Source organism: Pseudomonas sp. TWR3-1-1, from assembly GCF_049896545.1.
Classification (GTDB): domain Bacteria; phylum Pseudomonadota; class Gammaproteobacteria; order Pseudomonadales; family Pseudomonadaceae; genus Aquipseudomonas; species Aquipseudomonas weihenstephanensis.
In genome coordinates this window covers 250,751-262,951 of sequence record NZ_JAFCUO010000006.1, presented here as the reverse complement: position 1 = coordinate 262,951, position 12,201 = coordinate 250,751, and the positions used below count along the sequence as shown (strand labels likewise).

10 protein-coding genes are annotated in these 12,201 nt (G+C 57.3%); 7 read left to right on the top strand and 3 right to left on the bottom strand.

Annotation, left to right across the window (positions count from 1 at the left end; all coding sequences use genetic code 11):
* Window positions 1-3: 3 nt before the first annotated feature.
* Entirely contained in the window at window positions 4-1,506 is a 1,503-nt protein-coding gene (gene ppx, locus ACP7A4_RS15485; RefSeq protein WP_059762242.1) for an exopolyphosphatase, read from the bottom strand.
* A gap of 278 nt (window positions 1,507-1,784) precedes the next feature.
* Between ppx and trxA the strand changes: the two genes are divergently transcribed.
* From trxA to ACP7A4_RS15460, 5 genes are all read left to right on the top strand, one after another.
* Window positions 1,785-2,114 carry a thioredoxin TrxA gene (gene trxA / locus ACP7A4_RS15480; protein ID WP_016783018.1) on the top strand — a complete coding sequence of 110 codons (330 nt, stop codon included), beginning with the start codon at window positions 1,785-1,787 and terminating at the stop codon, window positions 2,112-2,114.
* A gap of 234 nt (window positions 2,115-2,348) precedes the next feature.
* Entirely contained in the window at window positions 2,349-3,608 is a 1,260-nt protein-coding gene (rho, locus tag ACP7A4_RS15475) for a transcription termination factor Rho (RefSeq protein WP_047272818.1), read from the top strand.
* 121 nt (window positions 3,609-3,729) lie between these two features.
* On the top strand, window positions 3,730-5,730 hold the full coding sequence (locus tag ACP7A4_RS15470; RefSeq protein WP_426247720.1) for an acyltransferase family protein: 2,001 nt from the start codon (window positions 3,730-3,732) through the stop codon (window positions 5,728-5,730).
* Between the two features lie 69 nt (window positions 5,731-5,799).
* Window positions 5,800-7,266, top strand: coding sequence for a 4-hydroxy-3-polyprenylbenzoate decarboxylase (gene ubiD, locus ACP7A4_RS15465; protein ID WP_048364701.1), 1,467 nt, complete (start codon window positions 5,800-5,802; stop codon window positions 7,264-7,266).
* Window positions 7,266-8,234, top strand: a complete 969-nt coding sequence (locus ACP7A4_RS15460; protein ID WP_059762244.1) for a CDP-6-deoxy-delta-3,4-glucoseen reductase — start codon at window positions 7,266-7,268, stop codon at window positions 8,232-8,234. Before ubiD ends, ACP7A4_RS15460 begins: the two co-directional genes overlap by 1 nt.
* A 171-nt stretch (window positions 8,235-8,405) precedes the next feature.
* On the opposite strand, the gene ACP7A4_RS15455 is transcribed toward ACP7A4_RS15460, so the two are convergent.
* A complete protein-coding gene (locus tag ACP7A4_RS15455) occupies window positions 8,406-8,855 on the bottom strand; it encodes a hypothetical protein (protein ID WP_048364768.1) in 450 nt (149 codons plus the stop codon).
* Between the two features lie 272 nt (window positions 8,856-9,127).
* Here ACP7A4_RS15455 and ACP7A4_RS15450 point away from each other — a divergent pair, with 272 nt between their 5' ends.
* Window positions 9,128-9,775: a gamma-glutamylcyclotransferase gene (locus ACP7A4_RS15450; RefSeq protein WP_203303168.1), complete on the top strand. Its 648-nt coding sequence runs from the start codon at window positions 9,128-9,130 to the stop codon at window positions 9,773-9,775.
* Here the strand turns inward: ACP7A4_RS15450 and glpT are convergent.
* Window positions 9,772-11,115, bottom strand: a complete 1,344-nt coding sequence (glpT, locus tag ACP7A4_RS15445; RefSeq protein WP_059762246.1) for a glycerol-3-phosphate transporter — start codon at window positions 11,113-11,115, stop codon at window positions 9,772-9,774. The genes ACP7A4_RS15450 and glpT overlap by 4 nt on opposite strands.
* Before the next feature lie 275 nt (window positions 11,116-11,390).
* On the opposite strand from glpT, the gene ACP7A4_RS15440 reads away from it, so the two are divergent.
* Entirely contained in the window at window positions 11,391-12,128 is a 738-nt protein-coding gene (locus ACP7A4_RS15440) for a TonB family protein (RefSeq protein ID WP_426247719.1), read from the top strand.
* The last annotated feature ends 73 nt before the right edge of the window (window positions 12,129-12,201 follow it).

Sequence of the window (12,201 nt, the reverse complement as noted above, 5' to 3'; positions counted from 1 at the left end):
AATTCAGGACACCGTCAGTACAATCCCAACCCGTGTCAGCCATTGGGCTTCTTGCTCAAAGTCGGCCTGGGTCAGCGGGTTCTGCTCAAGCCAGCCTTCGGGGAAGATCACTTCAAGGTGATCGCCATCGGCCCGCAGTTTTACCTGCGAGGCTTGCTGGTCGCCACGGATGTGGTGGTACAAAATCGCAAAGCGCAACAACACGCACAGGCGAATCAGCTTGATGCCGTCTTCACCAAAGTCTGCGAACTTGTCTTTGGGAATATTACGGCGGTGGCCGCGTACCAATAGCGCGAGCATTTGCTGGTCTTCACGGGAGAAGCCGGCAAGGTCGGAGTGCTCAATCAGGTAGGCGCCGTGTTTGTGGAAATGATAGTGCGCGATGTCGAGGCCGACTTCGTGCACCTTGGCCGCCCAGCTCAATAATTCACGCCACACGCCGTCTTTCAAATCCCACGCCTTGGCCACTTGGTCGAAGGCGCGTAAGGCTTTGCGCTCAACCCGTGCCGCTTGCTCGCGGTCAACGTGATAGCGGTCCATCAACGAACTCAGGGTGCGCTCGCGCACGTCTTCGTGATGATGGCGGCCCAGCAGGTCGTACAGCACCCCTTCACGCAACGCGCCGTCGCAGTGATCCATGCGTTGCAGTTCCAGAGAATCGAAGATCGCTTCCAGGATGGCCAGCCCGGCCGGGAAGATGGTGCGCCGATCAGGCTTGATGCCTTCAAAGTCGATTTTTTCGACCTCGCCCAGCTTGAACAGTTTGCGCTTGAGCCACGCCAGACCTTCGGCATTGACCTCGCCGTTGCCATGACCGCCCGCCTTGAGGGCCAGGCCAATGGCGCGGATGGTGCCTGACGAGCCGATGGCTTCGTCCCAGCCCAAGCGGTGCAAGGCGTGCTCGATGCTCATGATCTCAAGGCGCGCAGCGGTGTACGCCTGTGCATAACGCGCCGGGGTGATCTTGCCATCGCGAAAATAGCGCTGGGTGTAACTGACGCAGCCCATTTGCAGGCTTTCGCGCAGCAACGGTTCAAAGCGCTGGCCGATGATGAATTCGGTACTGCCACCGCCAATGTCTGCCACCAGGCGCTTGCCCGGCGTGTCAGCGAGGGTGTGGGACACGCCCAGGTAAATGAGGCGTGCTTCTTCACGTCCGGAAATGACTTCTACCGTGTGGCCGAGGATTTCTTCGGCGCGCACGATGAACTCATTGCGGTTACGTGCTTCACGCAGGGCGTTGGTGCCCACAATTCGCACGGCGCCCAAAGGCATACCGTTGATCAGTTGGGCAAAACGTTTCAGGCAATCGAGCCCGCGCTGCATGGATTCTTCGTTGAGTTTGCGATCTTCGTCGATGCCGGCTGCTAACTGCACCTTTTCACCAAGACGCTCCAGGATACGGATTTCACCGTTCTGAGCCTTGGCCACCACCATGTGAAAGCTGTTAGAACCCAGATCAATGGCGGCGATCAGGGACGGATTCTTGGCTTGGGATTGGGGCATGGTTGAGGGGTCTCGGTCGATAACTTCGCCATCGTGCCACGATCAAACGCTCGCGCCAACGCGTGATGTCAGAAGGCTTGATGTGGCTCAAGCAATTTTTCGTAACGTCTGGCTTCATATCATTAAAGGCGTTAACCCATGGACGCGATGTTTAAATTCATCAGCCATACTCTGACTCATGCTTCTTTATAGTCAGACTCAATTAAGCCTCAGCTTCCTGAACGCGTTGATGACGGCTATGATGTGCTACGTTTTTGCTTACAACCACGGAGACTTCCATGAGCAGCGATCTTATTAAACACGTCACCGACGCTAGCTTTGAGGCCGATGTTCTCAAGGCTGAAGGCGCTGTACTGGTCGACTACTGGGCTGAATGGTGTGGCCCTTGCAAAATGATCGCGCCAGTTCTGGACGAGATCGCCGAGACTTACAAAGGCAAGCTGACTGTTGCCAAACTGAACATCGATGAAAACCAGGAAACCCCGGCCAAGCATGGCGTACGTGGTATTCCGACGCTGATGCTGTTCAAGAACGGCAATGTCGAAGCCACCAAGGTCGGTGCGCTGTCGAAGTCGCAATTGGCTGCATTCCTCGACGCTAACATTTAAGTGTCGATAAAAGCCCCGCAAAATGCGGGGCTTTTTCATGGCTCAAGGACTAGACGCTATGAAAAGCAAGTGTTACATTCGGCCCCGCACTGGTTTCTCCACTGCCCCCTGCAAGCCGTCGCCGACGCACTCCTTATCGAATTAGTACGCGATCCTGTCGCCTTCTCTGCGGCGCGGCCTCATTAAGCCAAAAGCTTAATTTCCCCCCTCCATAAATGATTACGTCATTCCTATATGAACCTGACTGAACTCAAGCAAAAGCCGATTACCGAACTGCTCGAATTGGCCGAACAAATGGGCATAGAAAATATGGCCCGTTCGCGCAAGCAGGACGTGATTTTCTCCCTGCTGAAAAAGCACGCGAAAAGCGGCGAGGAAATCTCCGGTGATGGCGTGCTGGAGATCCTCCAGGACGGCTTCGGCTTCCTGCGCTCCGCTGACGCCTCGTATCTTGCCGGCCCGGACGATATTTACGTCTCGCCTAGCCAGATTCGTCGCTTCAACTTGCGCACCGGCGACACCATCGTCGGTAAAATCCGCCCGCCAAAAGAAGGCGAGCGTTACTTCGCACTGCTGAAAGTCGACACGATCAACTACGATCGTCCCGAGAACGCGAAAAACAAGATTCTTTTTGAGAACTTGACCCCGCTGTTCCCGACCGTACGCATGAAGATGGAAATCGGTAACGGTTCCACTGAAGACCTGACCGGTCGTGTGATTGACCTCTGCGCGCCCATCGGTAAAGGTCAGCGTGGTCTGATCGTTGCTCCGCCAAAAGCGGGCAAGACCCTGATGTTGCAGAACATCGCGTCGAACATTTCGCGTAACAACCCTGAAGTTCACTTGATCGTTCTGTTGATCGACGAGCGTCCTGAAGAAGTGACCGAAATGCAGCGCACGGTGCGCGGCGAAGTGGTTGCGTCGACCTTCGACGAGCCGCCAACCCGTCACGTACAAGTGGCCGAAATGGTGATCGAGAAGGCCAAGCGCCTGGTCGAACACAAAAAGGACGTGGTGATCCTGCTTGACTCCATCACCCGTCTGGCCCGCGCCTACAACACCGTGATCCCAAGCTCCGGCAAGGTGTTGACCGGTGGTGTTGATGCCCACGCCCTTGAGAAGCCAAAGCGTTTCTTCGGTGCGGCGCGAAACATCGAAGAAGGCGGCTCGCTGACCATCATCGCTACCGCGCTGGTTGAAACCGGCTCGAAGATGGATGAAGTGATCTACGAAGAGTTCAAAGGCACCGGCAACATGGAACTGCCTCTGGACCGCAAAATCGCTGAAAAGCGCGTCTTCCCTGCGATCAACATCAACCGCTCCGGCACCCGCCGTGAAGAGTTGCTGACCGCGGATGACGAGCTGCAACGCATGTGGATCCTGCGCAAGCTGTTGCACCCGATGGATGAAGTCGCAGCGATCGAGTTCTTGATCGACAAGCTGAAACAGACCAAGACCAACGATGAGTTCTTCCTGTCGATGAAACGCAAGTAACACGGTTTCTCGATCAAAAAATGGCGCCCCGCAAGGGCGCCATTTTTTTTGGATAAAAAAAAGGAAGGTTTGCGCTGAGCGCCGGTCAATAACAGCACTGTACTGGCGGGTGTTGAGCGTGATGAGTTCACTTGTTTATCGCAGGGACATTGATGGCCTGCGCGCAATTGCCGTGATAGCGGTGGTGCTTTTTCACTTCGGGGTGCCCGGTTTCACCGGCGGGTTCGTCGGCGTTGATGTGTTCTTCGTCATTTCCGGATATCTGATTACCTCGATCATCTGGCGCCAGCGTGAAGCGGGGCGTTTTAGTTTCGTGGATTTTTGGGCTCGCCGAGCGCGACGTATCCTGCCCGCCTTGTTTGTACTGCTGGCGGCAGTGCTTGTGGCTGGCTGGTTTTTGATGGCACCCAAGGACTACGAAGAACTGGGCCGTTCCGTGCGCTACCAGGTGTTGTTCGTGTCCAACCTGCTGTTCATGCGCCAGGACGGTTATTTCGACGCGGCCAGCGACCTGAAACCGTTGCTGCACACCTGGTCACTGGCCGTTGAAGAACAGTTCTACATCGTCTTCCCCCTGGTACTGACGGTGCTGTCGGCTCGCTTTAAGCACTGGCGACTGGCGTTGTTCGGCCTGCTGCTGATTTCGTTTGGCTTGAGCGTCTGGGCCGTTGCCCAACACCCGCAAAAGGCGTTTTTTCTGTTGCCGATGCGGGCGTGGGAGTTGCTGGCTGGCGGGATGCTGGCCATTGCCCCCGCCACCCAAAAACGCCTGACACCTGCGGCGGCGCAAGGCTTCAGCCTCTTGGGGCTGGGGCTTATCCTGATGGCGGTCTTTGGTTACGACAAAAGCACACCGTTCCCCGGTGCTGCGGCATTGCTGCCGGTACTGGGGGTGGTGGTACTGATCTGGGCCAATGAACATCACACCACCTGGGCGGGGCGTTTGTTGAGCACGCGGGTAATGGTCGGTCTCGGGCTGATTTCTTACTCGTGGTACTTGTGGCACTGGCCGGTCTTTGTGTTTGGCAGCTATGCCAGCGTGGGTGAATTTGGCGCGGGCTTGACCAGCGCTCTCATCGCGCTGACGTTGATCCTGGGCTATTTGTCCTGGCGCTTTGTCGAAACGCCCTTTCGTGAGCGTCGACTGTTAGCCGGGCGGCGGCAGATTCTGGCGGCCGCGGGTGTGGGCATCCTGGTATTGGGTTTGGCTGGGCAAGCGCTGCGCTGGAGTGATGGTTTGCCGCAGCGTTTGTCAGAGCAGGCGTTGCACTACGCCAACGCCAGCCACTGGCGGCCCGAATTGATGGCCTGCATCACGGATGACAAAAGCCCTGCAGACACGCCGTTTTGCCGATACGGCACGCCCGATGCCCCTGCGCAGTTACTGGTGTGGGGCGACAGCCACGCCACGGCGCTGATCCCTGCGTTGCAAGACAGTGCCGAGCGCTACGGGGTCAATGTGATGTTGGCCAGCTCGGCGGGTTGTCTGCCCCTTGAAGGGCTGGAGCACGGCGCTCGATGTGCGGCCTACAACCGTCGTGTGGTGCGCACATTGAACACCGAACCGGTGAGCGACGTGATGTTGGTGGCACGCTGGAGCCTTTATCTTTATGGCGATGCCAAAGGTGATCGGGGTCATGCGCTGAAAGCAGCGGATGGCCATTACGACCGTGAGGTGGCCCAGCAGCAACTGGCGCAAGGCTTGCGCACACGCATTGAACAGCTGCGTCAGGGCGGTCATCGTGTGTGGCTGATGAAAGAGGCGCCGTTGCAGCCGTTCAATCCGCCTTATCGCCTGAGCCGTTTAGCGATGCTGAACAAGCCCACAGAGGGCACCGGTTTCCCACTGGCCGATCACCTCAAACACACGGCCTTTATTAACCGGTTGTTCGCTCAAATTGCTGCCAGCGACCCCGGCGTCAAGGTGCTGGACCCTGCACCACAGCTGTGCGATGCCACCGGTCTATGTCGGGCCGAGCGGGACGGTGACTCGTTGTACACCGACGACAATCACTTGTCTGAAGTGGGTGCCAAGTTAATGCTGCCTGTGGTGGCTGCGCTGTTTGAGGCCGTGATCGAGCCAAACACGCCTGGCCCGCGTGAAGCCAATAGCGCCCGCTAAGCAGCGATAAGCTGCCAGCGGGCGGCATTGCAGGTAGGATGTACGCCTATTTTGAGGGTGCCAACGTCAATGAAATTCAAGGATCTTCGGGATTTCGTGCAGCAGCTAGAGCAGCGCGGAGAGTTGAAACGCATCCAGATTCCCGTCTCTCCAGTGCTGGAGATGACCGAAATCTGCGACCGCACGCTGCGTGCCAAAGGCCCGGCGCTGTTGTTCGAGAACCCGACCGGCCACACGATCCCGGTGCTTGGCAACCTGTTCGGTACGCCTGAGCGCGTGGCGATGGGCATGGGGGCGGAATCGGTCAGTGAATTGCGCGAAATCGGCAAGCTGCTGGCGTTTCTTAAAGAACCTGAGCCGCCTAAGGGTCTGAAAGATGCGTGGTCCAAACTGCCGATCTTCCGCAAGATCATTTCCATGGCCCCGAAAGTTGTCAAAGACGCGGTGTGCCAGGAAGTTGTGATCGAAGGCGATGATGTCGACTTGGCCATGTTGCCCGTACAGCACTGCTGGCCGGGCGACGTGGCGCCGTTGATTACGTGGGGCCTGACCGTCACCAAGGGACCGAACAAGGACCGCCAGAACCTCGGTATTTATCGTCAGCAAGTGATTGGCCGCAACAAAGTCATCATGCGTTGGTTGAGTCACCGGGGTGGCGCACTGGATTACCGCGAGTGGTGTGAAAAACACCCCGGCCAGCCGTTCCCGGTATCGGTGGCCCTGGGGGCAGACCCTGCAACTATTCTCGGTGCAGTGACGCCCGTGCCGGACAGCCTGTCCGAATACGCGTTCGCCGGGTTGCTGCGGGGCAATCGCACCGAGCTGGTGAAATGCCGCGGCAATGACCTGCAAGTGCCCGCCACTGCGGAAATCATCCTTGAAGGCGTGATTCACCCCGGCGAGATGGCCCCTGAAGGCCCTTACGGCGATCACACCGGTTACTACAACGAAGTGGACAGCTTTCCGGTGTTCACCGTTGAACGTATCACCCACCGGGTCAAACCGATTTACCACAGCACGTACACCGGCCGTCCACCGGATGAGCCCGCGATTCTGGGTGTGGCACTCAACGAAGTGTTTGTGCCGATCCTGCAAAAGCAGTTTCCGGAAATCACCGACTTTTACCTGCCGCCTGAAGGCTGCTCGTACCGCATGGCCATTGTGACCATGAAAAAGTCGTATCCGGGCCACGCCAAGCGGGTCATGCTCGGCGTGTGGTCATTTTTGCGTCAGTTCATGTACACCAAGTTCGTGATCGTGACCGATGACGACATCAATGCGCGTGACTGGAATGACGTGATCTGGGCGATCACGACGCGCATGGACCCCAAACGTGACACGGTCATGATCGAAAACACGCCAATCGACTACCTTGATTTCGCCTCGCCGGTATCGGGTCTTGGCTCGAAGATGGGGCTGGATGCGACGAATAAATGGCCGGGTGAAACCACGCGTGAATGGGGCCGAGTCATCGTCAAGGACGAGGCGGTGACACGCCGGGTCGATGACATCTGGAATCAATTAGGAATAGATTGATGCGAGTAACCTTGCAGCCATCAGGCGCGGTGTTGGACACCTTGCCTGGCGAGCCGATTTTGAATGCGGCGCAGCGTTTGGGCTATGAATGCCCGCAAAGCTGTCGCAACGGTAATTGCCATGTGTGTGCCGCCTTGCTGGTTGAAGGCAGCGTGCAGCAGGCGGGCGAGACGCGTGACCGTGGTGAGATTTACACCTGCCTGGCGCAGCCGCAGGAAGACTGCATCGTGTTGTGGGACGGTGTGCTTGCGTTAGGGGAGTTGCCGGTGAAAACCGTGTCGTGCCAGTTGGTTGAGTGCGTAGAAATGGGCGGCGATGTGTGGCGGGTGCGCCTGCGCGCACCGGCTGGCAAAGCGCCGCGTTATTACGCAGGCCAGTACGTGATGCTGGAGCGCGAGAACGGTGAAAAGTCCGCGTTCTCGCTGGCCAGTGCGCCGCACAGCGGGCGTGACCTTGAGCTGCATGTGTTGGTACGCGAAGACAGCGCCCGTAGCCTGATCGAACAATTGCAACGCAATGGCATGATCCGCGTTGAACTGCCGTTTGGTGATACGCATTTGTCCCAATTACCGGACGGCCCGCTGGTGCTGATTGCTGCCGGTACAGGCATGGCGCAGATGCACAGCTTGATCGAGCATTGCCGTAAGAAAGGTTTCCCGTACCCCGTTCACTTGTACTGGGGTGTGCGTCGTCCAGAAGACTTCTACACCTTGGAAGAATGGGACGCGTGGCAAAAAATCCCCAACCTGTACGTGCACAAAGTCGTGAGTGACTTATGTGGTTGGGAAGGGCGCTGTGGGTTGTTGCACGAAGCAGTGTGCGAAGACATCAGCGACCTGAGCAGCGTGTATGTTTACGCCAGCGGTTCGCCTGCGATGGTTTACGGCACCCTCGATGCTTTGGTGAATGCAGGGATGGACGCTCACCAAATGCGCGCCGATGTATTCGCGTACTGCCCGCGGCCCTGATTCAACGCACTAGACAGGTTGCAACTGAGGAGTAATGCGAGGCTGTGATCAATGACGCAGCCTGCGCAAGGGCCCTGCTCGCAGACAGTGTTCACGATTGCTTCGCAATCGGACGCCGTCTGCGGCAGCGGCTAGGCGTTGTTGGCCCGCCAAAATCACGCGCGCCCGACGTTAAAAACGCAATCCGGTGGTGATCATCGCCGCATTGAACCCCAGCAACACCAACTCGGCAGCGACCGGCCCGTAGTGAGCGCCCACTGAGGGAATAATGACCGGCGCCACCCCAAAGCGGTTGAGCGGGATCTTGTCTTGATACTCGCCGTGATAGCCTTCCAGCAACCCGCCTGTCAGCTTGAAATACACCGGGTACGTGTCGCTGTCGAAGCGTTTACCGGCGTAGGCGTAGTACGAACGCTGGCGAAACGAGTTGCGAAATGTTGCCCCGCCCACCAGCCATCCAGAGCGGTCGTGGTACTCAAGGCCGATCAGATCCTGGTTGTTATTGTGCTCGGGGTCGGGCGAAAAGTGCTTGGTGTAGACGCTGGTTTGTACGTACCAAAAGTCTTTGTCTTTCTCTTGCGTGTCATCTTGCGCCATCGCGGCGCTGGCGTTGAGCAACATCAACAAGCCACAGATTCCTGATTTCTTCATGCGTGGACCTCTGTTGGCAGTTAGGCGTGCGCCTGTGGCGAGCCACTATAGAGACATTGGTGGCGGGGAACCTGAACCTGACCCGAACAGACCAACACAGACACACCTGAGCGTAGCGTTGGTTGACAGCGCTGACAGGCCATATATCTGGCGGCGCGAGTCATTTCATTTTTAGTGCTATAAGATTCGGCACGCGATGTTGTTTAACTCATGCTGGCGCGTAAGGCCCATCCTCATTTGTTATGACTGTTATCGAACCTGCCTGTCTGACCCCTGCTTATCCCCCGCGACTTGACCTCGGGGCGCCGTTGACCCCCGAACAATTGCTGCGTTCTTTGCATGGCACTATGGCGCGCCATAAAGGTGGCCCGGTGTGGCTGTTTGCTTATGGCTCACTGATCTGGCGACCCGAATGTGCAGCGGTCGAACGCGTGCGTGGCCGTGTGCACGGCTACCATCGCGGGCTGTATTTGTGGTCCCACGAACATCGCGGCACGCCGCAGTGGCCTGGCTTGGTCTTTGGGCTGGATCGCGGTGGTTCGTGCAGCGGCTTTGCCTATCGGCTGGCGGAAGAAAACCTCGACTCGGCACTTTATGCGCTGTGGTTGCGCGAAATGCCGGTGCCGTCCTATCGGCCACATTGGCTCACCTGCCGTCTTGAGGATGGCAGCCAGGTTCAGGCGTTGGGTTTTGTATTGGAGCGGCATTTGCCCAGCTATGCGGGCAACCTGCCAGATGACGTGTTGGACCAGGTACTGGCCAACGCCAGCGGGCGTTACGGCAGCACCCGCGATTACGTCGAGCAAACCGTAAGCGCCCTGCGTAGCCACGCCATGCCAGATCGAAACCTGGAGGCGCGGCTCAAGCGCTGCACAACGATCAAGCGTTAAGCATGACGCTCTTCGCTGGCTTCTTTTTTGTGGCGCAGGGTGGGAATCATGAACGCAATGGCCAACAGGCAAGCGCTGATGAGTAGCACGAAGCCACCATCCCAGCCGAAGTGGTCAACCAGATAGCCCATGGCTGCGCTGGCCGCTACCGAACCGCCCAGGTAACCGAACAGCCCGGTGAAGCCTGCTGCCGTACCGGCGGCCTTTTTGGGGGCCAGTTCCAGTGCCTGCAAACCGATCAGCATCACCGGCCCGTAGATCAGGAAGCCAATGGAGAACAGCGCGATCATGTCCACGGTGGGGTTGCCCGGCGGGTTGAGCCAGTACACCAGCGTCGCAACGGTCACCAGCGCCATGAACACAATGCCGGTCAGGCCGCGATTACCACGGAAGATCTTGTCCGACATCCAGCCGCACAGCAGCGTGCCTGGGATACCCGCCCACTCATAGAAGAAGTACGCCCACGACGTAGTATCCACGGTGAAATGCTTGGCTTCTTTCAGGTACGTCGGCGCCCAGTCGAGCACGCCGTAGCGCAGCAGATAAACGAACACGTTGGCCAGGGCGATGTACCACAGCATTTTGTTGCGCAGCACGTATTTGACGAAAATCTCTTTGGCGCTGAATTCGTCTTCGTGGCTTGCGTCGTAACCGACCGGGTAATCGTTCTTGTATTGCTCAATCGGCGGCAAGCCGACTGACTGCGGGGTGTCGCGCATGGTCACAAAGGCAAACAGCGCCACCAGCAGCGCCACGGTGGCCGGTACGTAAAACGCTGCGTGCCAGTCGTTAAACCAGGCCATACCCAGCAAGAACAGCGGGCCAATCAGACCGCCGCCCACGTTGTGCGCCACGTTCCACACCGAGACCACACCGCCGCGTTCTTTCTGCGACCACCAGTGCACCATCGTGCGGCCACTGGGCGGCCAGCCCATGCCCTGCGCCCAGCCGTTGATGAACAGCAGGATGAACATCATGGTGACGCTGGACGTGGCCCAAGGTGCGAAACCGAAAATGAACATGACGGCCGCTGAAATCAGCAAACCAAAGGGCAGAAAGAACCTCGGGTTGGAGCGGTCGGACACCAGGCCCATGAGGAACTTCGACAGGCCGTAAGCGATGGCAATCGCCGACATGGCAAGGCCCAGTTGACCGCGGGTGTAGCCCTCGTCGATCAAGTACGGCATGGCCAGCGAGAAGTTTTTACGCAGCAGGTAATAGCCTGCGTAACCAAAAAAGATACCGGCGAAAATCTGCCATCGCAGGCGTCGATAAGTGCTGTCTATTTTTTCAGCAGGCAGCGGGGCCTGATGTGCGGCAGGTCGGAAAAAAGCAAACATTCAAGAGCTCCAAATTTCTTGTTATATCGGCGGGCCCGAACGTTACATTTTCGTTACCGAAAATGACAGGTCTTCTCATCTGAAACGAAAGGAAACAACTCACATGGCATGTTCACTTATGAACATGTCGCACAGGTATAAAACAACCCGCTGCCCAATACAGGTTTCAAATGTGGGAAATGCCCTGAAACCGGCAGATTAAGCCGCTGTTCTGATGTTTATAAGCGCAGTGCGAGCGGTTTGATCGGAAGCCTCCCACGAGAGGTTCGGAGCCTATGACCTGCAAGAATTGGCTACACATTTTTATTATTGACCGCTTCTGCGTGGACCTGGCGCATCAGCAAATGTGGGGCATGGCAATGAAGTGTTTAGTGGTGTGGGTCGGGTTACTCATGTGCTTAAACGCGGGTGCGGATACGTTTGTGCCATCGCTCATCTACCAGGTGAAGCCTCAATACCCCATTGAGTTGCAACGCATGGGTATGAGCGGCGTAGTCCGGGCGCACTTTAGGGTGAGCGCGCAGGGTTCGGTGGTTGATCCGAACATTCTTTACAGCACTCATCCGGCGTTTTCGAGCGCCACCCTTGATGTCATTCGTGAGTGGCGGTTTTCGAGCTGGCCGCTTGAGGGTGACAACCCCAAGCAGGTTGAGATGATCGCGTGGCTGGTGTTTAGTTTGGGTGAAGGGCGTGCAGCGGTGGGGGACATACGCACATTCGACCTTGGCGGTGCCACCTGCCTTCACCTCAATAATGAAATCGCCCAACACAGGCGGCGAAATATAAATGCACCGCTCAATCAACTCACCTTGTTTGTGGTCACTCAGAACCGGTTGATCGACTTGTATGTCGAGAAAAAGCTCTCTACCCAAGAATTCTCGGACGCGATGTTTGATCTTTCACAGGGCATGATCAAAACCACACTCACCTGTCAGAAAAAAGTCAGTCGCCCGTTTGTGGAGGCATTGCCGCAGAGCGTGCAGGCGTTATTGGTGCCCAGTACGCAGACCTGACACGGGTGCGCGCATTGGTCTCAATGGCCTACTTTTCTGTAAACACTGGCCGATAACAGTGGATAGGCCCGTG

Coding starts and splice junctions, on each gene's coding strand:
- ppx (WP_059762242.1), bottom strand. CDS start 1,506: ATGCCCCAATCCCAAGCCAAGAATCCGTCCCTGATCGCCGCCATTGAT.
- trxA (WP_016783018.1), top strand. CDS start 1,785: ATGAGCAGCGATCTTATTAAACACGTCACCGACGCTAGCTTTGAGGCC.
- rho (WP_047272818.1), top strand. CDS start 2,349: ATGAACCTGACTGAACTCAAGCAAAAGCCGATTACCGAACTGCTCGAA.
- ACP7A4_RS15470 (WP_426247720.1), top strand. CDS start 3,730: ATGAGTTCACTTGTTTATCGCAGGGACATTGATGGCCTGCGCGCAATT.
- ubiD (WP_048364701.1), top strand. CDS start 5,800: ATGAAATTCAAGGATCTTCGGGATTTCGTGCAGCAGCTAGAGCAGCGC.
- ACP7A4_RS15460 (WP_059762244.1), top strand. CDS start 7,266: ATGCGAGTAACCTTGCAGCCATCAGGCGCGGTGTTGGACACCTTGCCT.
- ACP7A4_RS15455 (WP_048364768.1), bottom strand. CDS start 8,855: ATGTTGCTCAACGCCAGCGCCGCGATGGCGCAAGATGACACGCAAGAG.
- ACP7A4_RS15450 (WP_203303168.1), top strand. CDS start 9,128: ATGACTGTTATCGAACCTGCCTGTCTGACCCCTGCTTATCCCCCGCGA.
- glpT (WP_059762246.1), bottom strand. CDS start 11,115: ATGTTTGCTTTTTTCCGACCTGCCGCACATCAGGCCCCGCTGCCTGCT.
- ACP7A4_RS15440 (WP_426247719.1), top strand. CDS start 11,391: ATGACCTGCAAGAATTGGCTACACATTTTTATTATTGACCGCTTCTGC.